The 22,569-nt window shown below is 66.2% G+C and carries 19 protein-coding genes; 8 read left to right on the top strand and 11 right to left on the bottom strand.

Annotation, left to right across the window (positions count from 1 at the left end; translation table 11 throughout):
* The first annotated feature begins 20 nt into the window (after positions 1-20).
* From infB to OGL92_RS14750, 8 genes are all read left to right on the top strand, one after another.
* Positions 21-2,543, top strand: a complete 2,523-nt coding sequence (gene infB, locus OGL92_RS14785) for a translation initiation factor IF-2 (protein ID WP_263144715.1) — start codon at positions 21-23, stop codon at positions 2,541-2,543.
* Positions 2,544-2,678: 135 nt separating this feature from the next.
* Positions 2,679-3,068 carry a 30S ribosome-binding factor RbfA gene (gene rbfA, locus OGL92_RS14780; RefSeq protein WP_263144713.1) on the top strand — a complete coding sequence of 130 codons (390 nt, stop codon included), beginning with the start codon at positions 2,679-2,681 and terminating at the stop codon, positions 3,066-3,068.
* Positions 3,069-3,071: 3 nt separating this feature from the next.
* Positions 3,072-3,989, top strand: a complete 918-nt coding sequence (truB, locus tag OGL92_RS14775; RefSeq protein ID WP_263144712.1) for a tRNA pseudouridine(55) synthase TruB — start codon at positions 3,072-3,074, stop codon at positions 3,987-3,989.
* Between the two features lie 144 nt (positions 3,990-4,133).
* Positions 4,134-4,403: a 30S ribosomal protein S15 gene (rpsO, locus tag OGL92_RS14770; protein ID WP_263144709.1), complete on the top strand. Its 270-nt coding sequence runs from the start codon at positions 4,134-4,136 to the stop codon at positions 4,401-4,403.
* 171 nt (positions 4,404-4,574) lie between these two features.
* Positions 4,575-6,680: a polyribonucleotide nucleotidyltransferase gene (pnp, locus tag OGL92_RS14765; RefSeq protein ID WP_263144708.1), complete on the top strand. Its 2,106-nt coding sequence runs from the start codon at positions 4,575-4,577 to the stop codon at positions 6,678-6,680.
* 188 nt (positions 6,681-6,868) lie between these two features.
* Positions 6,869-8,284 (top strand): hypothetical protein, encoded by a 1,416-nt coding sequence (locus tag OGL92_RS14760; RefSeq protein ID WP_263144705.1) that lies wholly within the window; start codon positions 6,869-6,871, stop codon positions 8,282-8,284.
* 216 nt (positions 8,285-8,500) lie between these two features.
* The gene (locus tag OGL92_RS14755; protein ID WP_263144702.1) at positions 8,501-8,860 is read left to right on the top strand and encodes a BON domain-containing protein; all 360 of its coding nucleotides are present in this window, start codon (positions 8,501-8,503) and stop codon (positions 8,858-8,860) included.
* A gap of 106 nt (positions 8,861-8,966) precedes the next feature.
* Positions 8,967-9,164 (top strand): CsbD family protein, encoded by a 198-nt coding sequence (locus OGL92_RS14750; RefSeq protein WP_263144700.1) that lies wholly within the window; start codon positions 8,967-8,969, stop codon positions 9,162-9,164.
* Positions 9,165-9,261: 97 nt separating this feature from the next.
* Here the strand turns inward: OGL92_RS14750 and OGL92_RS14745 are convergent, their stop codons facing one another.
* The 11 genes from OGL92_RS14745 to OGL92_RS14695 form a co-directional block, all read right to left on the bottom strand.
* A complete protein-coding gene (locus tag OGL92_RS14745) occupies positions 9,262-10,710 on the bottom strand; it encodes a rhomboid family intramembrane serine protease (protein WP_263144695.1) in 1,449 nt (482 codons plus the stop codon).
* Between the two features lie 25 nt (positions 10,711-10,735).
* Positions 10,736-11,044, bottom strand: a complete 309-nt coding sequence (locus tag OGL92_RS14740; RefSeq protein ID WP_263144692.1) for a DUF2845 domain-containing protein — start codon at positions 11,042-11,044, stop codon at positions 10,736-10,738.
* Positions 11,045-11,146: 102 nt separating this feature from the next.
* Positions 11,147-12,163, bottom strand: coding sequence for a class I SAM-dependent methyltransferase (locus OGL92_RS14735; protein ID WP_263144689.1), 1,017 nt, complete (start codon positions 12,161-12,163; stop codon positions 11,147-11,149).
* Positions 12,164-12,209: 46 nt separating this feature from the next.
* Positions 12,210-13,388 (bottom strand): acetyl-CoA C-acetyltransferase, encoded by a 1,179-nt coding sequence (locus OGL92_RS14730; RefSeq protein WP_263144686.1) that lies wholly within the window; start codon positions 13,386-13,388, stop codon positions 12,210-12,212.
* An 89-nt stretch (positions 13,389-13,477) separates the two neighbouring features.
* The gene (locus tag OGL92_RS14725) at positions 13,478-14,356 is read right to left on the bottom strand and encodes an oxygenase MpaB family protein (protein WP_263144684.1); all 879 of its coding nucleotides are present in this window, start codon (positions 14,354-14,356) and stop codon (positions 13,478-13,480) included.
* A gap of 108 nt (positions 14,357-14,464) precedes the next feature.
* Positions 14,465-16,402, bottom strand: coding sequence for an acetate--CoA ligase (acs, locus tag OGL92_RS14720; protein WP_263144681.1), 1,938 nt, complete (start codon positions 16,400-16,402; stop codon positions 14,465-14,467).
* Positions 16,403-16,508: 106 nt separating this feature from the next.
* Positions 16,509-18,173, bottom strand: coding sequence for a glucose-6-phosphate isomerase (gene pgi, locus OGL92_RS14715; RefSeq protein WP_263144677.1), 1,665 nt, complete (start codon positions 18,171-18,173; stop codon positions 16,509-16,511).
* A 399-nt stretch (positions 18,174-18,572) separates the two neighbouring features.
* Positions 18,573-19,433, bottom strand: coding sequence for a pantoate--beta-alanine ligase (gene panC, locus OGL92_RS14710; RefSeq protein ID WP_263144673.1), 861 nt, complete (start codon positions 19,431-19,433; stop codon positions 18,573-18,575).
* Complete coding sequence (panB, locus tag OGL92_RS14705; protein WP_263144670.1) at positions 19,430-20,230, bottom strand: 3-methyl-2-oxobutanoate hydroxymethyltransferase; 801 nt, start codon at positions 20,228-20,230, stop codon at positions 19,430-19,432. The genes panC and panB overlap by 4 nt, the downstream gene beginning before the upstream one ends.
* Positions 20,231-20,455: 225 nt before the next feature.
* Positions 20,456-20,965, bottom strand: a complete 510-nt coding sequence (gene folK / locus OGL92_RS14700; protein WP_263144669.1) for a 2-amino-4-hydroxy-6-hydroxymethyldihydropteridine diphosphokinase — start codon at positions 20,963-20,965, stop codon at positions 20,456-20,458.
* 2 nt (positions 20,966-20,967) lie between these two features.
* Positions 20,968-22,386 carry a polynucleotide adenylyltransferase PcnB gene (locus OGL92_RS14695; protein ID WP_263144666.1) on the bottom strand — a complete coding sequence of 473 codons (1,419 nt, stop codon included), beginning with the start codon at positions 22,384-22,386 and terminating at the stop codon, positions 20,968-20,970.
* Between the last annotated feature and the right edge of the window lie 183 nt (positions 22,387-22,569).

Here is a 22,569-nt window from a genome sequence, read left to right as displayed (position 1 = left end):
CGGCCTGAGGAGAGAAGTGCATGACGCAAGTCACGGTGAAAGAACTGGCCAAAGTGGTCGATACACCGGTGGAGCGCCTGCTGCAGCAGATGCGTGAGGCTGGCCTGCCGCACACCAACGCCGAACAAGCGGTGACGGATACTGAGAAGCAGGCCTTGTTGGCCCATCTCAAAAGCAGTCACGGTGAGAAATTGGAAGAACCGCGCAAGATTACCCTGCAGCGCAAGACCACCACGACCTTGAGGGTGGCGGGTAGCAAGACCATCAGCGTCGAAGTGCGCAAGAAGAAAACCTACGTCAAGCGTAGCCCTGCGGAAATCGAAGCCGAGCGTCAGCGCGAGCTGGAAGAGCTGCGGGCTACCGAAGAGGCGGCGCGTGCCAAGGCCGAGGAAGAGGCCAAGCGGCGTGCCGAGGAAGAGGCCAAGCGCCAGGCTGCTTCTCCGGCGGCGAACACCGAGGCGAACGCCGCGGTCGACGCCTCGTCCGCAGTCGCGCCAGCCGTAGCCGCTCCGGTGGACGGCGGTGTTCCGGCGCCGGCGATCGATCCGCGCAAGAAGGAAGAACCGCGCCGTCCCGAAAAGGCCCGCACCGACGAAGAGGAACGCCGCGATCGCAAGCATGCGCAGCACCGTCCTTCGGTCAAGGAGAAGGAGCGGGTGCCGGCGCCTCGCGTTGCGCCGCGCAGCACCGACGACGAGAGCGACAGCTTCGGTCGTCGTGGCGGCCGCGGTGGCAAGTCGAAGCTGAAGAAGCGTAACCAGCATGGGTTCCAGAGCCCAACAGGACCGATCGTGCGCGAAGTGAACATTGGCGAGACCATCACCGTGGCCGAACTGGCCCAGCAGATGTCGGTAAAAGGCGCCGAAGTCGTCAAGTTCATGTTCAAGATGGGCACCCCGGTCACCATCAACCAGGTCCTCGATCAGGAAACCGCACAGCTGGTCGCGGAAGAGCTGGGCCACAAGGTCAAGCTGGTCAACGAGAACGCTCTCGAGGATCAATTGGCCGAGTCGCTGAAATTCGAAGGCGAGGCCATCCATCGTGCGCCGGTGGTGACCGTGATGGGTCACGTCGATCACGGCAAGACCTCGCTGCTCGACTACATCCGTCGCGCCAAGGTGGCCGCGGGTGAAGCCGGCGGCATCACCCAGCACATCGGTGCCTACCACGTCGAAACCGACCGTGGCATGGTCACCTTCCTCGATACCCCCGGCCACGCGGCGTTCACCCAGATGCGTGCCCGTGGCGCCAAGGCCACCGATATCGTGATCCTGGTGGTGGCCGCGGACGACGGCGTGATGCCGCAGACCGAGGAAGCCGTCCAGCACGCCCGTGCCGCTGGCGTTCCGTTGGTGGTGGCGATCAACAAGATCGACAAGCAGGGCGCCGACCTCGACCGGATCAAGAACGACCTGGCCGGTCGCGACGTGATCCCGGAAGAATGGGGCGGTACCACTCAGTTCGTACCGGTCTCCGCCAAGCTGGGTACCGGCGTGGACGAACTGCTCGAAGCGGTGCTGCTGCAGGCTGAAGTCCTGGAGCTGACCGCGGTTCCTTCGGCCCCTGGCCGCGGCGTCGTGGTCGAGTCGCGCCTGGACAAAGGCCGTGGCCCGGTGGCGACGGTGCTGGTCCAGGACGGTACCCTGCGCCAGGGCGACATGGTGCTGGTCGGCGTCAACTATGGTCGCGTCCGGGCGATGCTCGACGAGAACGGCAAGCCGGTGAAACAGGCCGGTCCGTCGATTCCGGTCGAGATCCTCGGCCTGGACGGCACGCCGGATGCCGGTGACGAGCTGAGCGTGGTCACCGACGAGAAGAAAGCCCGCGAAGTCGCGTTGTTCCGCCAAGGCAAGTTCCGCGAAGTCAAGCTGGCCCGCGCTCACGCCGGCAAGCTGGAAAACATCTTCGAGAACATGGGCCAGGACGAGAAGAAGACCCTCAACATCGTGCTCAAGGCCGATGTGCGCGGTTCGCTGGAAGCCCTGCAAGGCTCCCTCAGCACCCTGGGCAACGACGAAGTGCAGGTCCGCGTGGTCGGCGGCGGCGTGGGTGGCATCACCGAGAGCGACGCCAACCTGGCGCTGGCATCCAATGCCGTGCTGTTCGGCTTCAACGTACGGGCGGATGCCGGTGCGCGGAAGATCGTCGAGCAGGAAGGCCTGGACATGCGCTACTACAACGTCATCTACGACATTATCGAAGACGTCAAGAAAGCGCTCACCGGCATGCTCGGCAGCGATGTCCGGGAGAACATCCTGGGCGTGGCCGAAGTCCGCGATGTGTTCCGTTCGCCGAAGTTCGGCGCGATCGCCGGTTGCATGGTGATCGAGGGCGTCGTTCACCGGAACCGTCCGATCCGCGTACTGCGCGAGGACGTGGTGATCTTCGAAGGCGAACTGGAATCCCTGCGCCGCTTCAAGGACGACATGTCCGAAGTGCGGGCCGGCATGGAGTGCGGTATCGGCGTGAAGAGCTACAACGACGTCAAGGTCGGCGACAAGATCGAAGTCTACGAGAAGGTCCAGGTGGCGCGTTCGCTGTAAGCGTCGCCCACTGCATCAAGCGGCAGGCCATGGGTTCGGCGTCCTCGACGTTTCGCCCGGGCTTGCCGTTCGTTTTTCTGCTTTTTCAGTTTCACGGTCCTGGCCTCGAGCGCACGGGCCGGAGCGAGTGACGAGATGGCTAAAGAATTCAGTCGTACCCAACGCATCGGCGATCAGATGCAGCGCGAGCTGTCGCAACTGATCCAGCGTGAAATCAAGGACCCGCGCCTGGGTCTGGTCACCATTACCGCGGTGAACGTGAGCCGCGACCTGTCCCATGCCAAGGTGTTCGTGACCGTCATGGGCCAGGACGACGATGCAGAGAAGATCGCCCTCAACCTGGACGTGTTGCAGGATGCTGCCGGCTTCTTGCGCATGCACCTGGGCAAGTCGATGAAGTTGCGCAGCGTGCCGCAATTGCATTTCCACTACGACGCCAGCATCCGTCGTGGCGTGGAGCTGTCGGCGCTGATCGAACGCGCCGTCGCCGAAGACCGCAAGCATCAGAACGATTCCGAGGACTGATACGTGGCCCAGGTGAAGCGTATCCGCCGTGCGGTCAACGGCATCCTCCTGCTCGACAAGCCCCGCGGGCTCTCCTCCAATGCCGCGCTGCAGAAGGTGCGCTGGCTGCTGAACGCCGAGAAAGCCGGCCACACCGGGAGCCTCGATCCGCTGGCCACCGGGGTGCTGCCGTTGTGTTTCGGCGAGGCGACCAAGTTTTCCCAGTACCTGCTGGATGCCGACAAGGGTTACGAAACCCTGATGCAACTGGGTGTGACCACCACCACCGGCGATGCCGAGGGTGAGGTCGTCGAGCGGCGCGAGGTGACCGTCGGTCGCGACGCCATCGAAGCCCAGTTGCCGCGTTTCCGTGGCGAAATCAAGCAGATACCGCCCATGTATTCGGCCCTGAAGAAAGATGGCCAGCCGTTGTACAAGCTGGCCAGGGCCGGCGAGGTAGTGGAGCGCGAAGCCCGTTCTGTTACTATTGCGCGCCTGGATTTACTGGCGTGCGAAGGGAACCAGGCGCGCCTCAGCGTGGCCTGCAGCAAGGGCACCTATATCCGCACCCTGGTCGAAGACCTGGGTCAGTTGCTCGGTTGCGGCGCCCATGTCGCCGAGTTGCGCCGGGTCCAGGCGGGTCCTTTCGGGATCGCCCAGACCATCGCGCTGGAGGCCCTGGAACAGGCCCACGCGGAAGGCGGCAACGAAGCCCTGGATGCGTTCCTGCTGCCTGTGGACAGTGGGCTGGAGCATTGGCCGCTGTTGAGTTTTTCGGAGCACAGCGCCTATTACTGGCTGCATGGCCAGCCGGTGCGCGCACCGGAAGCGCCGAAGTTCGGCATGGTGCGGGTACAGGATCACCTCGGCCGGTTCATCGGCATCGGTGAGGTGAGCGAGGACGGGCGCATCGCGCCGCGTCGCCTGATCCGCGCAGAATGATGCGGTCGATGACGACCGCACCGCGGCTCCACGCCTGATCGCGTGGGGGTGCGTCAACGAGGGTGGCTGTCAGCAGGCACGGTCATACCTCTTTTTTAAACACGGGAAGCGATTCCCGGCCTGTTCACTCAGAGGAAGCCCACCATGGCACTGAGCGTCGAAGAAAAAGCCCAGATCGTTAACGAGTACCAGCAAGCTGAAGGCGACACCGGTTCCCCGGAAGTGCAGATCGCACTGCTGTCCGCCAACATCAACAAGCTGCAAGGCCACTTCAAGGCCAACGGTAAGGACCACCACTCGCGTCGTGGCCTGATCCGCATGGTTAACCAGCGCCGCAAGCTGCTGGACTACCTGAAAGGTAAGGACACCACTCGTTACAGCACCCTGATCGGGCGTCTGGGTCTGCGTCGCTAAGCCGCGCGCAAACCGCTTGAAGCGAGAAGCTGGGAGTCCGGGGTTGGAAGCCGATCATGCATCGGCTTTCGGCGTCGGGCTTCCAGCTTCGAGCTTTTCAGGAATAGGCCCGGGTCCGACTCCCGCGTTCCTGACCATTTCCCCAAAGGCAACAGAGAAGGTAAAGACACCGTGAACCCGGTCATCAAGCAATTCCAGTTCGGTCAATCGACCGTCACTCTCGAGACGGGCCGTATCGCTCGCCAAGCCTCCGGCGCCGTGCTGGTCAACGTCGATAACGACGTCAGCGTGCTGGTCACCGTGGTCGGCGCCAAGCAGGCCGACCTCAGCAAGGGCTTCTTTCCGCTGTCCGTGCACTACCAAGAGAAAACCTACGCCGCCGGCCGTATCCCCGGCGGTTTTTTCAAGCGTGAAGGCCGTCCTTCCGAGAAGGAAACCCTGACCTCGCGCCTGATCGATCGCCCGATCCGTCCGCTGTTCCCCGAAGGCTTCATGAACGAAGTGCAGGTCGTCTGCACCGTGCTGTCCACCAGCAAGAAGACCGATCCGGACATCGCCGCGATGATCGGCACCTCCGCCGCCCTGGCCATTTCCGGCATTCCGTTCGAGGGCCCGATCGGCGCCGCTCGCGTGGCGTTCCATGAAAGCACCGGCTACCTGCTGAACCCGACCTACGAGCAACTCAAGGCATCCAGCCTGGACATGGTCGTGGCCGGCACCGAGACCGCCGTGCTGATGGTGGAATCCGAAGCCAAGGAACTGACCGAAGACCAGATGCTGGGCGCCGTGCTGTTCGCCCACGACGAGTTCCAGGCGGTGATCAAGGCCGTCAAGGAACTGGCCGCCGAAGCCGCCAAGCCCACCTGGGACTGGCAAGCCAAGCCGGAGAACACCAGCCTGCTGAGCGCGATCCGCGCTGAGTTCGGCGAGGCGATCTCCCAGGCCTACACCCTCACCGTCAAGCACGAGCGCTACGGCCGCCTGGGCGAGCTGCGCGACCAGATCGTCGCCAAGTTCGCCCGCGAGGAAGGCCAGCCTTCCGCCAGCGACGTGAAGGACGCCTTCGGCGAAATCGAATACCGCACCGTGCGCGAGAACATCGTCAACGGCAAGCCGCGTATCGACGGCCGCGACACCCGCACCGTGCGCCCGCTGAACATCGAAGTCGGCGTGCTGCCGAAGACCCACGGCTCGGCGCTGTTCACCCGTGGCGAAACCCAGGCCCTGGTGGTCGCGACCCTCGGCACCGCCCGCGATGCGCAACTGCTGGACACCCTGGAAGGCGAGAAAAAAGACCCCTTCATGCTGCACTACAACTTCCCGCCGTTCTCGGTGGGCGAGTGTGGCCGCATGGGGGGCGCCGGTCGCCGCGAAATCGGCCACGGCCGTCTCGCCCGCCGCAGCGTCCAGGCCATGCTGCCGGCTCCGGACCAGTTCCCCTACACCATCCGCGTGGTGTCGGAAATCACTGAGTCCAATGGTTCCAGCTCCATGGCGTCGGTCTGCGGCGCTTCCCTGGCGCTGATGGACGCTGGCGTGCCGATGAAGGCGCCGGTGGCCGGTATCGCCATGGGCCTGGTGAAGGAAGGCGAGAAGTTCGCCATCCTCACCGACATCCTCGGTGACGAAGATCACCTGGGCGACATGGACTTCAAGGTTGCCGGTACCGCCAAGGGCGTGACCGCGCTGCAGATGGACATCAAGATCAACGGCATCACCGAAGAGATCATGGAGATCGCCCTGGGCCAGGCCCTGGAAGCGCGCCTGAACATCCTCGGCCAGATGAACCGGGTCATCGCCCAGTCCCGCAGCGAGCTGTCGGAAAACGCGCCGACCATGATCGCCATGAAGATCGACACCGACAAGATCCGCGACGTGATCGGCAAGGGTGGCGCGACCATCCGTGCCATCTGCGAGGAAACCAAGGCGTCGATCGACATCGAAGACGACGGCAGCATCAAGATCTTCGGCGAGACCAAGGAAGCGGCCGAAGCCGCCAAACTCCGCGTGCTGGGTATCACCGCCGAGGCGGAGATCGGCAAGGTCTACGTCGGCAAGGTCGAGCGCATCGTCGACTTCGGCGCCTTCGTCAACATCCTGCCGGGCAAGGACGGTCTGGTGCACATTTCGCAGATCAGCGATCAGCGCATCGAGAAAGTCACCGACGTGCTCAAGGAAGGCCAGGAAGTGAAGGTCCTGGTACTGGACGTGGACAACCGCGGCCGTATCAAGCTGTCGATCAAGGACGTCGCCTCGGCGGAAAGCTCCGGCGTTTGATGCCGCGTACGCAGTAATGAAGAGGGCCCCTTGCGGGCCCTCTTTTTTTGCCAGGAAAATGCGCGACGGCGTCCGCTCGCGCTGGCCGGGGGGATGCCCTTCGGCGTTTCGAGGCTGCATCACCCGTCTATCGCTCCGGCGCCATGGCGCGGGCGAACACTCCCCATGGATTCAGGATTGCGCCGGTCATGGATATCACCCATTGCCACTACCACCCCGCACAGCCCGCCACCTGGAACTGCGCGCCCTGCCAGCGCCCCTATGGCGACTGCTGTATCCCGCTGAACGCGGACGCCCCGGACAGTGGGCCGGTCTGTCCGCTCTGCCAGGGCGCCCTGACCTTCCTCGGCGCGGCGAATACCGCCCAGCCTTTCTGGGAGCGCATTCCGCAATTCTTTCGTTACGGCCTGCAGCCCGGTCCCCTGGCGTTCAGCGGCGCGCTGGCGCTGGCCAGTCTGTTCATGCCGCGCTTCTTCCTGTTGTGGATACTGCTGTTCAGCGTGGCGACCAAATACCTCTATAGCGTGATCGAGGCCAGCAGCCAGGCCGAACGCGAGGCGCCGACCCTGCTCAGCGCCTTCGTCGGCGAAGGCTTCAGCCTGTTCTTCAAGCAATTGGTGGTGTTCTTTCTGGCCTTCGGTGCGCTCTGGCTGGCCAGCGACTTCCACAGCGAGATGGTCTTCTGGGTGGTCAACCTGACGATCATGCTGCTGATGCCGGCGAGCATCATCCGCCTCGCCCTGGAAAAGGAGCTGTCCGCCGCGCTCAGCCCGGAACAGGTCGGTCAGGTCATCAAGGCCATGGGCTGGCGCTACCTGATCCTCTGCGCCTTCCTGTTCGCTCTGTGGCAATCCCCGAGTTATGTGACCTTCCTGCTTTCCCATGGCCTGCCTAGGGTGGTCCTGGTGCCGGTGGCGGCGTTCTGCTTCGGTTATTTCGGCGTGGTGATGTGCGCGATGATGGGCTACGCGGTGTTCCAGTATCAGGAACCCCTCGGCTATACGATCGCCGGCGAGGACGCCCTGGAGGGCTTCCCCGAGCGCGAGTGGCGGCGTCGCCGGGCGCTGGCGGAGGCCGAGGTTCGCTTGAAGGAAGGGCAAGGCGGTAGTGCCCTGGAAACCCTGGCCGAGGCACTCGACCGCGAGCCCGGCGACCTGGTCCTCAACGAGCGTTTCCACCGGCTGCTGTTCGGCCTCAACGCCCGGGAACGCTGCCTGCGCCACCTGGCGCACTACCTGCCGCTCGCCGCCCAGGCGAACCCGGCCCTGGCCGCCACGGCCTGGTCGAACGCGCGGACTCTGCAGCCCGATTACCTTCCGGACGACCCCTTGATCTGCGAGCGGGTGGCGGCTGCCTTGAGCGAACGACACAAGCATCGCGAAGCCATCGGCCTGCTGCGCAACCTCCACCTGCGCTTTCCCGATTATCCGCAGGTGCCTCGCGCCTATTTGCTCGCGGCCAATATCCTGGCCGAGGGGCTGGGCCAACTCGAGCCGGCCTCCAAGCTGCTCGGCTTCATCCGCAGCCGGTATCCGCAGACTCCCCTCATGGGGGAGGTGACGAAACTGGAGCAAACCCTGGCCAGGTTGCGGGGAAATGCCTGACGCAGGCGCCATCCGATCCGGAAAGCCTTGCAACTTGCATGCGAGCCGGGCGACGAACGTGCAAGTTGCACGGGCCACCTCCAAAAATGTTTTTACATCTATTTGATTTTTAACGGTTTTTTTAAATAAGAAAGCTGGCACAGCGCTTGCGATTACCTTCTACGAGACTGCCGCCCGACCAGGCGCAGCATTTAGGTCATCTACAGGAGTACTTCCATGAATAAGTCTTTTAACGTATTCGCTCTCGCTGCCGCCGCTACCCTGAGCCTTTCCATGGCCAATGCCGCCATGGCCGCTCAAGCCCCTGCTCATAGCCCGATGGTCGTTGCAGCCAACACCGTCGACAAAACCGAAGAAGCGGTTTCCGATACCTGGATCACCAGCAAAGTGAAATCCACCTTCGTCGCCGAGAAAGAACTCAGCGCTCTGGACATCAAGGTCGAAACCAACAAAGGCGTGGTTTCCCTGTCGGGTACCGTGGCCACCGACGCTCAACGCGAATTGGCCGTCGCCAAGACCAAAACCATCAAAGGCGTCAAAGCCGTTTCCGCTGATGGCCTGAAATCCGCCGAGTGATCGGCGAGTAGACGCGCACCGGACTCGATCAGCTGCTACTGGGAGCCTGGTGCATTGTCGAAGGAAGGCCGGCCTCCGAGGCTGGCCGGATAACGGAGGAAGACAGATGAATTCCGATGTGATCAAAGGAAAATGGAAACAACTGACCGGCAAGATCCAGGAGCGTTGGGGCGACCTGACCCACGACGATCTCGACGTGGCCGAAGGCCATACCGAGTATCTCGAAGGCAAACTCCAGGAACGCTACGGTTGGACCAAGGACAAGGCCAAGGAAGAAGTGAAGAATTTCAGCCGCGATCTCTGATCGCTGCCGAGATGACGAACAGGCAGCAGGATGCCGCTATTCGATGAGCCCCGCCAAGGACTGGCGGGGCTTTCTCGTTTCCGTTCCTCGGAAAGGGTCAGCCGAGAAGATACCGCCGGTACAGTGCCAGTCGCCGTGTGTCCTCGCTGTCGGGATAAGCCTCGTTGAGGAAATCCTCCAGTTCGCCCATCAGCCGAACCTGTCCGTTCTGCCCGAGTTGCTTGGCCAGGGCGAAGGTGAGGGACGGCAACGCAGCGGAAGCGCTCGGGTGATCCCTCACGCGTCGCCAACTGGCCAACGCACGGGCGGTATCGCCTGCGCGAAGCAGGCGGGGCAGCAATTGCGCGAGGATAGAAGGATGCCTCAACAGTACCTGCTGGGGCTCCGCGCCGTCGTCCGCCAGGCGTTGCAGCAGCGGTAGCGTCGCCCCGGTCTGCATGGCGAACACCTGCTTCAGCAAGGCGCCCATGAGAGGCCGATCCACGCGACCCTTGGCGACCGCATACAGGCGCTCCAGCAAGGGCAGGCGCTGCGGGTAGCGCTCCAGCAACTCCTGGCCACGGCTCGCCGCGCGCTCCAGGTCGAACTGGCCGATCGCCCGATCCAGCGCGGCCAGCTCGCGTTTGAAGGCCGCATCCGGGTCGACCTTCAGCAAATAGGCTTCATCGACCCGCATGCCGCCCAGCCGACGCAGCAACCACACGGCCAGGAAACCGAAACCGAGTCCGCCCAGGTGGGCGTAATAGTTCACGTGATCGCTCGCCAGCAGCACCCCATAGAGTTCCTTGCCCATCCAGGCCGGCAATATCCACAGGGCCGGCGCGCGGAAGTAGCCGATCAGCGGACCCAGCCAGTAGAAGAACGCGATCCGCCGCAGCCCATAGAGCCCGATGTACATGCCCATCACCCCGGAGACGGCCCCCGAGGCGCCGATGCCCGGGACCCAACTGGGCTCGCAGAACCACCACAGCAGATGCGAGGCGAGCCCGCCGGCAAGGTAGAGTCCCAGGTACCGCCAGCGGCCCAGGGCCGATTCCACGGCGAAGCCGCAGATGAACAGGAACACCATGTTGCCCAGCAGGTGCTCGAAGCTACCGTGCAGAAACATCGCGCCGAACAGCCCCTTCAGGGTGAAGCGGGCGGGGATGAAGCCGAAGGCCATGCTGCTGACCTTGTCCCGGGCACGTTCGGCGTTCTGCCGGGCGCGCTGCCAGGCCGCGTCGGCCAGGTAGGCGTCGTGGCGGTGCAGGCGATCTGCGAAGGCGAGATCGAACAGCACCAGGGTCGCCAATTGCGGGCGCCGCAGGCCCTCCAGCGCCTCACGCTCGTCGGCGGGGCGATCGTGCCGGGCCGGATCGTTCAGGAACAGGGCCCGCTCGCGTTCGAGCAGGCCGCCGTCCAGGTAGAGCCGCACGGCGGCCTCCCGCCGCTGGTCGTCGCCGCTCTGGTAGCCGACGTAGACCAGCAGGTTGAGCAGGATCAGCAGCAGCGTGACCACCGGGGGACGTTTCCAGTCCAGCGGGTGCTCGGCGGGAAGAATGATCATGCGGGCGGCGGGTGGACCCCTGGGCTCAGTTGGCGCGTTTGCTGTCGACGGAGAACAGGCGATCGCCTTCGAAACGCAGGTAGTAATACATGCCGCCGCGCTGCGGACCGTAGACCCATTCCTCCACCGCGATGTCGTTGATCATGCCGTAGCGGTCGACCACCTGGCGAAAGCCCAGCGCCTGCCGGCTGGAGGGCTCGCCGCATTTGGCGAGGACCTCGACGCTCGGCGTATCGACGCTGACCAGCTTGCTGCCGCAGCGCATGGTCGAGGATGCCTGGGCCGGCAGGGCCAGCAACAGTAGCGGGAGGGCGAGCGGAAGGACGGCTTTCATCGGGGTCTGCCTTGACGGTGGGAAATGGCCGGCAGACTACACCGCCGCAACGCGGCTGTCAGCGGGGCGGCGGCGCGGGTCTTTTCCTGGCCGATGCAGGCGTCACAGGCGCAGGATCAGGGTCTTCAGCGGAGGCTTGGCATCCTGCGAGGGAAAGTCGGCGGCGGGCGCCAGCGTCTGGCAGTCGTGTACCGGTCGGCCGAGTTTTTCCGCGCAGCGCAGCACCTGGGCGCGCCAATCCTCCAGCTCGACCTTCGCCAGGTTATTGCAGCAGATCAGCGTGCCGCCCTCGGCGGTGCACAGCAGGGCGGGCTTGAGCAGGCTCTGGTAGTCGCGCAGCAGATCGACGGTGCCGAAGGCGCTCTTGGCCCAGGCCGGCGGGTCGAGCAGGACCAAGTCGAAGCGGCGGGGCTCCAGGCGCGGGTAGCTCGGCAACTTGTGCCCGTGCCGGCGCGCCATGGGCAAGCCGGCGAGTTGGCGGATCGCCGGGAAGTAATCGGACTGCACGAAGCGCATCGGCGCCAGGTCCGGGTTGAGGGCGGCGTTCTCCCGGCCCACTGCCAGGTTGCCTTCGGCGAAGTCGAGGTTCCACACCTCGCGGGCGCCGCCCGCCGCGGCGCACAGGCCGACACCGCAGGTGTAGGCGAACAGGTTGAGCACCGACAGGCCGGCGCTATGGGTCTTCACCCAGCCACGGGCATTGCGCAGGTCGAGGAACAACAGCGGGTCCTGCCCGGGATGGCGTCCGCGCACGCGATAGTGGATGCCCCATTCCCGCGCGGTCATGTCCTCCAAGGCGGACGCCGGGTTCTGGTACACCGAGTCGCGCCGGTCGATCCGCGAGTTGCCCTGGGAGCGGTCGTTGTAGACCAGTTGCAGCGGGAGGCCCAGGGCATCTTCGTAATAGGCCGCGAAATGCGGCAAGCGTTCTTGCTCCAGGGGCTGGTGAAAACTCTGCACCAGCAACTGCGCGCCGTAGCGGTCGATGGTCAGACCGGCGGCGCCTTCCTGGCTGCCATGGAACAGGCGGTAGCAGTCAGTCGCTTGCCCGTGCAGCTCGGTCAGCAGTTCTTGGCGGCGGGCGAGGGCGGCGCGCAGCGCCAGATCGAGAGAGGGCATGCGCGGCGACTCGGAAGGAGGGCCGCGCAGTCTAGCAAAGCCGGGGTCAGCGTTCGATGGCCAGCGCCACGCCCTGGCCGCCGCCGATGCACAGGGTCGCCAGGCCCTTGTGGGCATCGCGGCGGATCATCTCGTGCAGCAGGGTCACCAGCACCCGGCAGCCGGATGCGCCGATGGGGTGGCCGAGGGCGATGGCGCCGCCGTTGACGTTGACCTTGTCGGCGTCCCAGCCCAGCTCCCAGCCCACCGCCAGTGCCTGGGCGGCGAAGGCTTCGTTGGCCTCGATGAGGTCGAGGTCGCCGATCTGCCAGCCGGCCTTCTCCAGGCAACGGCGGGTCGCCGAGACCGGGCCGATGCCCATGATGGCCGGGTCCACGCCGGCGTTGGCGTAGGCCACGATGCGCGCCAGTACCGGAAGCCCCAGGGCCTTGGCCTTGCTCTCGCTCATCAGCAACACGGCGGCGGCGCCGTCGTTGAGGCTGGAGGCGTTGCCGGCGGTGACGCTGCCGTCCTTCTTGAAGGCTGCCTTGAGCTTGCCGAGGGCTTCCGCCGTGGTACCGGCGCGCGGCTGCTCGTCGATGGCGAAGCTCAACGGCTCGCCCTTGCGTTGGGGGATCGACACCGGGGTGATCTCGTCGGCGAACCGGCCGGCCTCGATGGCGGCCACGGCTTTCTGCTGCGAGGCCGCGGCGAAGGCGTCCTGGACGGAGCGGTCGAGGCCGTACTGGTCCACCAGGTTCTCCGCGGTGATGCCCATGTGGTAGTCGTTGAAGGCGTCCCACAGGCCGTCGCTGATCATCGTATCGACCACCTGCCCATGGCCCATGCGCAGGCCGGTACGCGCCTTGGGCAGCACGTAGGGTGCCTGGCTCATGCTTTCCTGGCCGCCGGCGATGACGATCTCGGCATCGCCGCAGCGGATCGCCTGGGTCGCCAGGTGCAACGCCTTGAGGCCCGAGCCGCAGACCTTGTTCAGGGTCAGCGCCGGCACCGACGCGGGCAGCCCGGCGGCGATGGCGGTCTGGCGGGCGGGGTTCTGCCCGGCGCCGGCGGTGAGGACCTGGCCGAGGATCACTTCATCCACCTCGGCGCCTTGCAGGCCGGTCTGCTCCAGCAGGCGGCGGACCACGACGGTGCCCAGTTCCACCGCGCTCAACCCGGCGAGCGCGCCCTGGAAGCTGCCGATGGCGGTACGGGTGGCGGCGACGATGACGACCTCTTGCATGGCATGTTCCTCGAAAGCGAAGGCGGCGGGCCGCGATCGCCTATGTTGGCACAGCGCTTCCGCGCTCGACCAGCACGCGAACCGGCCGGTCAGCCGCGGTCCGCCAGGCCCAGGCGGCGACGCGAGCGGTGTATCGCGCCATTGCGCACCGCCCAACGCAGCAGCGGCGCCAGGCTGCGCACGCCCTGGCGCAGCAGCGCCGCACGCAGCGGTCCGAGGTGGCGGCCGAGTTCGAGGCGGGCCCAGGGCGGCAGCAGCTCGACCCCCGCGTGCAGCAGCAGTTTGCCCACCGGTACGGCGAGGGCGCTGGGCGCCGGCGCGTCGAAGAGAATGCGCAGGATTTCCTGCGAGCGCTGGTCGCCCAGCAGATGCGGGCGCATGGCGACGAGGTAGGCCTCGACCTGTGCACGGGTGCGCGGCACGTTGCGCGCGCCCAGCCGCTCGGCGACCCGCGCGACCTCGGCGTAATAGCGATCCTGATCGGGACCCGACAGGTATGGGTTGCGGTAGCGCAGGTGCGCGCGGAGGAAACTGCTCACCTCGGCGACGTGCACCCAGGTGAGCAGGTCCGGATCGCTGGCGGCATAGGGGCGCCCGTCCGGCGCGGTGCCGACCACCCGCAGGTGGATGAGGCGGACCTTCTCGATCAGCCGTTCGGCATCTTCGCGGCCGGCGAAGGTGGTGCCGGAAATGAACTGGCCGGTTCGGCGCAGGCGGCCGATCAGGTCCTCGCGGAAATTCGAATGGTCCCAGACCCCGGCCAGCGCCAGTGGATGCAGGGCTTGCATGAGCAGCGCGGCGATGCCGCCGACCATCATGCTGGTGAAGTCGCCATGCACCTGCCAGCACACGGCATGCGGGCCGAACAGGCCGGGATCGCCCGGCGGCTGCTCGAAGTCGATCTGCTTGAGGGCGACGCCGCTCAGGCTGAGGACTTGGCTTTCGATACGACGGCGGAGGCATTCCATAGGCGCGCAGGCTAACCGGTCCCGGCGCCGGCTCCAAGAGGGCGAGTCGGGCGCGGGCTCCCGTGGCGCGGGGCTGGCCGCGCGTTCGAGCCGATCCGCACCGCGGGCTCAGCGGTTCAGGCGCTGCTCGATCAGCTCGGCGACCACCGCCGGTTCGGCGAGGGTCGAGGTGTCGCCCAGGCTGTCCAGCTCGTTGCAGGCGATCTTGCGCAGGATGCGCCGCATGATCTTGCCCGAGCGGGTCTTCGGCAGCCCGGGTGCCCACTGGATCAGTTCAGGCCGGGCGAAGCCGCCGATTTCCTTGCTCACCAAGGCCAGCAGGGCGGTGCGCAGGGCCTCGTCCGGTTCCACACCGCGCATCGGCGTGACGAAGGCGTAGACACCCTGGCCCTTGACCTCGTGGGGATAGCCGACCACTGCGGCTTCGGCCACCGCGTCGTGCAGGACCAGGGCGCTTTCCACCTCGGCGGTGCCGATGCGATGGCCGGAGACGTTGATCACGTCGTCCACCCGTCCGGTGATCCAGTAGTCGCCTCCCTCGTCGCGGCGTGCGCCGTCGCCGGTGAAGTAGTAACCGGGGTAGGGGGCGAAGTAGGTGTCGAGCAGGCGCTGGTGATCGCCATGGATACTGCGGATCTGGCTCGGCCAGCTCGAGCGGATGGCCAGCAGGCCGCTGCCGGCGCCGACGATCTCCTCGCCGTGCTCGTCCAGCAGCACTGGCTGCACGCCGAAGAACGGACGGGTCGCCGCGCCCGGCTTGAGCGCAGTGACGCCGGCGAGCGGGGTGATCATCACGCTGCCGGTCTCGGTCTGCCACCAAGTGTCTATGATCGGGCAGCGGCGTTCGCCGGCCACGTTGTACAGCCATTCCCAGGCTTCCGGGTTGATCGGTTCGCCGGCGGTGGCCAGCAGGCGCAGGCTGGCGCGCGAGGTTTGGCGCACCGGCGCCTCGCCCTCGCGCATGAGGGCGCGGATCACCGTGGGCGCGGTGTAGAAGATGTTCACCCGGTGCTTGTCGATCACCTGCCACATGCGCGAGGCGTCCGGGTACAGCGGGATGCCCTCGTACATCAGGCTGGTCGCGCCGTTGGCCAGCGGGCCGTAGACCAGGTAGGTATGGCCGGTGATCCAGCCGACGTCGGCCGAACACCAGTGGATATCGCCGTCGTGGTAATCGAACACGTACCTGTGGCTCAGGGCGGCGGCCAGCAGGTAGCCGCCGGTGCTGTGCAGGACGCCCTTGGGTTTGCCGGTGGACCCGGAGGTGTAGAGGATGAACAGCGGGTCTTCCGCGTCCATCCATTCCGGCGGGCAGCTGTCGCTGACCCCGTGCAGGGCCTCGTGGTACCAGATGTCGCGACCCTGGACCCAGTCCACCTCGCCCTGGGTGCGTTCGACCACCACCACGGTGGAGACCTGCGGGCATTGCGTCAGGGCCTGGTCGACGTTCTGTTTCAACGGGATGTACTTGCCGCCGCGTACGCCTTCGTCGGCGGTGATCACCACCCGGCAGTCGGCGTCGAGGATACGTTCGCGCAGGGCATCCGGCGAGAACCCGCCGAACACCACCGAGTGCACCGCGCCGATGCGCGCGCAGGCGAGCATCGCATACGCCGCTTCCGGCACCATCGGCATGTAGATGCAGACCCGATCACCCTTGGCCACGCCCCGGTCCTTGAGCACATTGGCCAGGCGGCAGACGTTGCGGAACAGCTTGTTGTAGGTGATGTGCGCCGATTCGGCCGGGTCGTCGCCTTCCCAGATGAAGGCCACCTGGTCGCCGCGCTCGCGCAGATGACGGTCGATGCAGTTGTGGGCGACGTTCAGCTTGCCGCCCTTGAACCATTCCACCCGGCCTGCGGCGAAATCCCCGGCGTACAAGGTGTCCCAGGGGGCGAACCAGTCGAGGAAGGCGGTCGCCTGTTCGCTCCAGAACAACTCCGGCTGCTCGAGGGATTGTCGGTAGAGGCGCCGGTAGCCGGCTTCGTCGAGGAGCGCGCGCTGGCGGGTGGCGGCGGAAACGGGGTGGCGGTCGATGTCGAACATGGCGGCGGTTCCTTTTTGTCGTTGTGCCCGCGATGCCCCGGCCTGGACCGGGCGCGCGCCCGGTTCGAGCCTTGATGCGTGCGGGACCGTCGCCGGCCCCGCGGCATCAACCGCGATGGCGGCCGCGGAAGAAGTCGATCAGGCCTTGCGTCGAGGCGTCCTCAGCCGGGCTTTCCTCGCTGCCTACCAGCCGAGAATAGACGCCCTTGCCCAGTTCCTTGCCCAGTTCCACGCCCCACTGGTCGAAGGCGTTGATGCCCCAGAGCACGCTTTGCACGTAGACCTTGTGCTCGTACATGGCGATCAGCGCGCCAAGGCGCCGTGCGCTGATGCGCTCGACCACCAGGGTGTTGCTCGGCCGGTTGCCGGGCACCACCTTGTGCGGCGCCAAGCGCTGCACCTCGGCTTCCGGCAGGCCCTTGCCGCGCAGTTCGGCTTCCGCTTCGGCGCGGCTCTTGCCGAGCATCAGCGCCTGGCTCTGGGACAGGCAGTTGGCATACAGCCATTGATGGTGATCGGCCACCGGGTTGTAGCTGCTCACCGGCACGATGAAGTCGGCGGGGATCAGGTGGGTGCCCTGGTGCAGCAATTGATGGTAGGCGTGCTGGCCGTTGCAACCGACGCCGCCCCAGATCACCGGGCCGGTGCCGCTGGTGACCGGGGTGCCGTCCACCCGCACGCTCTTGCCGTTGGACTCCATGTCCAGTTGCTGCAGGTGGTCGGTGATGTTCCGCAGGTAATAGTCGTAGGGCAGGATGGCGTGGCTGCGCGCGCCCCAGAAGTCGCCGTACCAGACGCCGAGCAAACCGAGCAGGACCGGGATGTTGCGCTCGAAGGGCGCGGTCTGGAAATGCTGGTCCATGCTGTAGGCGCCGGACAGCAGCTCCTTGAAGTTGGAAATGCCGATCGACATGGCGATCGGCAGGCCGATGGCCGACCACAACGAATAGCGGCCGCCGACCCAATCCCACATGGGGAAGATGTTCTCCTCGCGGATACCGAAGGCGATGGCCGCCTCGCGGTTGCTGGAGACCGCGATGAAGTGACGGTACAGCTCTTCCTCGCTGCCGCCCTGGGCCAGGTACCAGCCACGCGCCGCCTGGGCGTTCTTCAGGGTTTCCAGGGTGTTGAAGGACTTGCTGGAAACGATGAACAGGGTGGTTTCGGCATTCAGCTTGCTGGCCAGCTCGCGGAACTCGCTGCCGTCGATGTTCGCCAGGTAGTGGCAACGCACGCCTTTCTGGGCAAAGGGCAGCAGCGCCTCGGAGACCAGTTGCGGACCGAGGAAGGAACCGCCGATGCCGATGTTCACCACGTCGGTGATCGGCTTCTCGGTGTAGCCGCGCCACAGGCCGTTGTGCACGTAGCCGACCAGTTCGGTCATCTGGTGCAGCACCCGCTGCACTTCGGGCATGACGTCGACGCCGTCGACCTTGACCTTGTCGCCCATCGGGCGGCGGAGCGCGGTGTGCAGGACCGGGCGGCCCTCGGTGTTGTTGATCACGTCGCCGCGGAACATCGCCTTGATCGCGTCGGCCAGATGCGCCTCCTCGGCGAGTTTGACCAACAGCGCCAGGCTGTCTTCGCGGATCAGGTTTTTCGAATAATCGAGGAACAGGCCGCAGGCGCTGAGGCTGAAACGCTTGAAGCGCTCGGGGTCGTCGGCGAAGGCCTGGCGCATGCTGAAATCGCTCAGTTCCTGGCGGTGGGCCTGCAAGGTGTGCCAGCTGGGCAATTGGGTGACATCGATCGGGGTCAGGTGGTGGTCCATGGTGTCCCTTAGAGTGAACGGGCTGCTGTCTTTTTGGAGCCTGGAAAAGCCCGGTGCGTTCCGGGTTTCAGTCTAGCGGATCGCGCCAGCCGCGGGGCCCTGTAGGGCGCGGCTCGCGGCGACCGCCCTGGCACCGCGCAGCGTTCCGCGCGCGCCGGCAGGCGATCCGGTGTCTGCGCGGACTCATCGCAAGGCCAGCGAGGAGAGCCGGAGGAGTGGGGTTCGCGTCTGGCCTGGAACAGGCCGGACCGACGCCTCGCCTCGCCAGGCCGGGCCGGAAAGCCTGGTGGTGAGCCGGGCGGATCGGCCCGGTCGTCTTCGACGGGGCAGGAGCCAGGCGGGGAGGCGGCGTGACGGGCCGCGCCGCCGGCCGGGGGCCAGCGGCCACGGCGCGTCGGCTCAAAGGCTTTGGGGAAGGCTCAGGGCCAGGTTGTCGATCAGCCGGGTCGGTCCCATGTAGGCGGCCGCGAGAATCACCAGATCGCGATCGTCGACAGCGGCCGGGCGCAGGCTGGTCGCCTCGCGGATTTCCAGGTAATCGGTGCGGAAACCGGCCTGGCTCAGGTGCAGCAGCCCTTCGGCGATCAGCCCGGGGTAGTCCCGCCGGCCTCCGCGCAGGTCCGCCGCCAGGCCTTGCAGGACCCGGTACAACGCCGGCGCGGCGGAGCGCTGGGCCTGGTCGAGATAGCCATTGCGGGACGACAGGGCCAGCCCGTCCTCGGCGCGCACCGTCGGCCCGCCGATGATCTCGATGGGCATGTTCAGGTCGCGCACCAGCTTGCGGATCACCGCCAGTTGCTGGAAGTCCTTCTCGCCGAAGACCGCCAGGTCCGGCTGGACCATGTTGAACAGTTTGCTCACCACGGTGGCCACGCCTTCGAAATGCCCGGGGCGGCTGCCGCCGCACAGGCCTTCGGATACCAGCGGGACGCTGACCCGGGTCTGTCCGTCCATGCCGTCCGGGTACATGTCCTCGACCCCCGGATGGAACAGCAGGTGGCAGCCGGCCTCGGTCAGTCGCTGCTGATCGGCGGCCAGGCTGCGCGGGTATTTGTCCAGGTCTTCGTGGGGGCCGAATTGCAGCGGATTGACGAACACGCTGGCGACCACGAAGTCGGCGTGGCGCGCGGCGCGCTCCACCAGGGCCGCATGGCCGGCGTGCAGGTTGCCCATGGTCGGCACCAGGCCGATGCGCTTGCCTTCGCGGCGCGCCTGTGACACGGCGGCGCGCAGTTCACGGACGGTGGTCAGAGTGATCATGCGGAAAACCCATGTTCGGCGGCGGGGAAGCTTCCCTCTTTCACCGCGGTGACGTATGCGCTCATGGCGCCCTGGATACTGCCCTGGCCCTCCATGAAGTTCTTGACGAATTTGGGTACGCGGCCGCTCAGCGACAGGCCGAGCATGTCGTGCAGCACCAGGACCTGGCCGTCGGTGGCCGGGCCGGCACCGATGCCGATCACCGGGATCTTCACCGACTGGGTGATCTCCGCGGCGAGTTCGCTGGGCACGCACTCCAGCAGGAGAAGCGCCGCGCCGGCCTGTTCCAGGGCCATGGCATCGGCTCGCAACTGGCGGGCCTGGGCTTCGCCGCGACCCTGGACCCGGAAACCGCCGAGCACGTTGACCGCCTGCGGGGTCAGGCCGAGGTGCGCGCAGACCGGGATGCCGCGTTCGGCGAGCAGGCGGATCGGCTCGGCCAGCCAGGCCGCGCCTTCGAGCTTCACCATGTGCGCACCGGCCTGCATCAGCGCGGCGCTGCTGGCGAAGGTCTGTTCGAGGGTGGCGTAGGACATGAACGACAGGTCGCTGATGATCAGGGCGCCGAGGTTGCCGCGCTTGACCGCCGCGGTGTGGTAGACCATGTCGGCGGTGCTTACCGGCAGCGTACTGTCGTGGCCCTGGAGGACCATGCCCAAGGAGTCCCCCACCAGGAGTACGTCGGCCCCCGCCTGATTGGCGGCGCGGGCGAAGGTGGCGTCGTAGGCGGTGAGCATGGCGATCTTCTCGCCTTTCTGCTTCATCGCTTGCAGGGTGAGCAGGGTGACATCAGGCATGGAATACGTCCTCTTCCGGGGCGTGCTGGAACGATGGCGCCGAGGGACGGGTCGCGTGCCGAACGAGCGAATTGGGTGATGTCGCCGCCTGGAGCGCGCCCTGTCTTGTTGTTCGCGGGCGATCCGCATCGCATCCGGCCGCCACGATCGGCGTCGGGCCGGGCGACGGGACGCCTATAGTCCCGATGGGGCTGCGCGAAGTCAATCGGGCCTGTTACCGGCGTGTTACGGCGTTACCGAAATGTCGGATGCGGCGCCCAGCCGTTCCAGCCCGGTGAAGGGGCAGGCGTCGAGCAGGGCCCGCAAGGGACGGCCGTCGGGCAGGCGCAGGTCGCCGGCGATCTCGGCGAGGGGATAGAGCACGAAGGCGCGCGCGTGCATGTGGTAGTGGGGCAGGGTCAGGCGCGGCGAGTCGAGCGTCCGTTCGCCGTAGAGCAGGATGTCCAGGTCGAGGGTCCGCGGCCCCCAGCGCTCGGCCTTGCGTACTCGACCCTGCTCCCGTTCGATGGCTTGCAGGGCGTCGAGCAGAAGGAGGGGATCGAGCCGGGTGTCCAGGGCCGCCACCGCATTGACGTAGCGGGGCTGATCGGCGGGGCCGAGGGGGTCGCTGGCGTACAGGGAGGAGACCGCGGCCAGACGCGAGTCCGGCAGCCGGGCCAGGGCGGCGAGCGCCGCTTCCAGTTGCGCCCGGGGCTTCGCCAGGTTGCTGCCCAGGCCGATGTAGGCCCGTTCCATCGTCACTCGCCGCTGGGCGCCGCGTCGCCTTCGCCGCGCCCGCTGCGCCGCCGCCGTCCGCCGCTGCGGCGGCGTTTGCGTGGAGCGCCGCTGGGGCCGTCTTCCCTGTCTTTGTCCTTGCTGCCGAGCTCGCGGATCATGGTGCGGCGCTCGCTGTCGCTGGCGTCCTGGTAATCCGTCCACCAATCGCCGAGGCCATCGGTGCGTTCGCCGGCGCCTTCGCGGAGCAGGAGGAAATCGTAGCCGGCACGGAAGCGCGGGTTCTCCAGTAGCAGGTCGGCGCGTTTGCCGCTACGCCGCGGCAGGCGCTCCTGCATGTCCCAGATTTCCCGGATCGGGATGGTGAAGCGTTTGGGGATGGCGGTGCGCTGGCATTGTTCGCTGATGAGTTCGTGGGCCGCTTCCTGCATCGCCGGAATCGGCGGCATGCCGCGGTCCTGCAGGAGCACCACGCGGGCGGGCAGGGCCGGCCAGAGCAGGGCGGCGAAGAGGAACGCCGGCGTGACCGGTTTGCCCTGGTGGATGCGCGCATCGGTGTTGGCCAGCGCTTGGCGGATCAGCTTGCCGGCGTATTCCGGGTCGCGCGCCAGGGCGGCGCCGCTGGCCGGGAACAGGGGGGTGAACAGACCGAACTCGCAGAGCAGGTCGAACGTCCGTTCGGCCTTGCCGCCGAGCATCAGCTTGAGCACTTCGTCGAACAGCCGGGCCGAGGGAATGTCCCGCAGCATCGGCGCGAGTTTGTGGATCGGGGCGGCACTGTGTTTTTCGATTTCGAAGTCGAGCTTGGCGGCGAAGCGGATGGCCCGCAGCATCCGCACCGGATCTTCCAGGTAGCGCTGTTCGGGATCGCCGATCAGCCGGATCAGGCGGTTGCGGATGTCGTGTACGCCGTTGGCGTAGTCGAGAATGCGTTCGCTCGCCGGGTCGTAGTACAGCGCGTTGATGGTGAAGTCGCGACGCTGGGCGTCGTCCTCCAGGCTGCCGTATACGTTGTCGCGGAGGATGCGTCCGCTCTCGTGGCGCGACGACTGCGAGGTGTTCTCTTCCTCGTCGCCCACCGGATGGTTGGCGCGGAAAGTGGCGACCTCGATGATCTCGCGACCGAACTGGACGTGGGCCAGCTTGAAGCGGCGGCCGATCACCCGGGCATTGCGGAATTCCGCGCGGACCTGCTCGGGGGTGGCGCTGGTGGCGACGTCGAAATCCTTGGGCTCCATGTCCAGCAGCAGGTCGCGTACGCAACCGCCCACCAGATAGGCCTGGTAGCCGGATTTCTGCAGGCGCTCGACCACGCTCACCGCATGCCGGCTGATGCGCTCGCGTTTGAGCGCGTGTTGATTGTTGCCCAGCACGGCGGGAGTGCTACGCGGATGCTGGCGGCGCAAAGGAGAACGTAAAGACTGGAACAGCTTCTTCAGCATGGGGTGCACTGTTTTGCGGAATGGGCGGCCGGAATGATGAATGACCGCATAGGTGGCGCGGATTCTAGCATTGGCTGGGGGGATGTTGAATGACGCAGGGGGCGGGTGTCAAAGCTACTGGGGGAGCCGAAGCTCCCCCCCAAATTGGTGCGTGCTTTGTTTTTATTGTTATTTCGGGCTTGT

The sequence above is a fragment of the Pseudomonas sp. RIT-PI-AD genome (assembly GCF_025642785.1).
Lineage (GTDB): Bacteria > Pseudomonadota > Gammaproteobacteria > Pseudomonadales > Pseudomonadaceae > Pseudomonas_T.
The sequence above is the reverse complement of the archived record's forward strand: the minus strand, read 5'-3'. Positions and strand labels throughout refer to the sequence as shown.

Coding starts and splice junctions, on each gene's coding strand:
- OGL92_RS14730 (WP_263144686.1), bottom strand. CDS start 13,388: ATGCAAGAGGTCGTCATCGTCGCCGCCACCCGTACCGCCATCGGCAGC.
- acs (WP_263144681.1), bottom strand. CDS start 16,402: ATGTTCGACATCGACCGCCACCCCGTTTCCGCCGCCACCCGCCAGCGC.
- OGL92_RS14745 (WP_263144695.1), bottom strand. CDS start 10,710: ATGATCATTCTTCCCGCCGAGCACCCGCTGGACTGGAAACGTCCCCCG.
- panC (WP_263144673.1), bottom strand. CDS start 19,433: ATGATCACTCTGACCACCGTCCGTGAACTGCGCGCCGCCGTGTCACAG.
- OGL92_RS14760 (WP_263144705.1), top strand. CDS start 6,869: ATGGATATCACCCATTGCCACTACCACCCCGCACAGCCCGCCACCTGG.
- OGL92_RS14725 (WP_263144684.1), bottom strand. CDS start 14,356: ATGGAATGCCTCCGCCGTCGTATCGAAAGCCAAGTCCTCAGCCTGAGC.
- OGL92_RS14750 (WP_263144700.1), top strand. CDS start 8,967: ATGAATTCCGATGTGATCAAAGGAAAATGGAAACAACTGACCGGCAAG.
- folK (WP_263144669.1), bottom strand. CDS start 20,965: ATGGAACGGGCCTACATCGGCCTGGGCAGCAACCTGGCGAAGCCCCGG.
- rbfA (WP_263144713.1), top strand. CDS start 2,679: ATGGCTAAAGAATTCAGTCGTACCCAACGCATCGGCGATCAGATGCAG.
- OGL92_RS14695 (WP_263144666.1), bottom strand. CDS start 22,386: ATGCTGAAGAAGCTGTTCCAGTCTTTACGTTCTCCTTTGCGCCGCCAG.
- OGL92_RS14735 (WP_263144689.1), bottom strand. CDS start 12,163: ATGCCCTCTCTCGATCTGGCGCTGCGCGCCGCCCTCGCCCGCCGCCAA.
- pgi (WP_263144677.1), bottom strand. CDS start 18,173: ATGGACCACCACCTGACCCCGATCGATGTCACCCAATTGCCCAGCTGG.
- infB (WP_263144715.1), top strand. CDS start 21: ATGACGCAAGTCACGGTGAAAGAACTGGCCAAAGTGGTCGATACACCG.
- rpsO (WP_263144709.1), top strand. CDS start 4,134: ATGGCACTGAGCGTCGAAGAAAAAGCCCAGATCGTTAACGAGTACCAG.
- OGL92_RS14755 (WP_263144702.1), top strand. CDS start 8,501: ATGAATAAGTCTTTTAACGTATTCGCTCTCGCTGCCGCCGCTACCCTG.
- panB (WP_263144670.1), bottom strand. CDS start 20,230: ATGCCTGATGTCACCCTGCTCACCCTGCAAGCGATGAAGCAGAAAGGC.
- OGL92_RS14740 (WP_263144692.1), bottom strand. CDS start 11,044: ATGAAAGCCGTCCTTCCGCTCGCCCTCCCGCTACTGTTGCTGGCCCTG.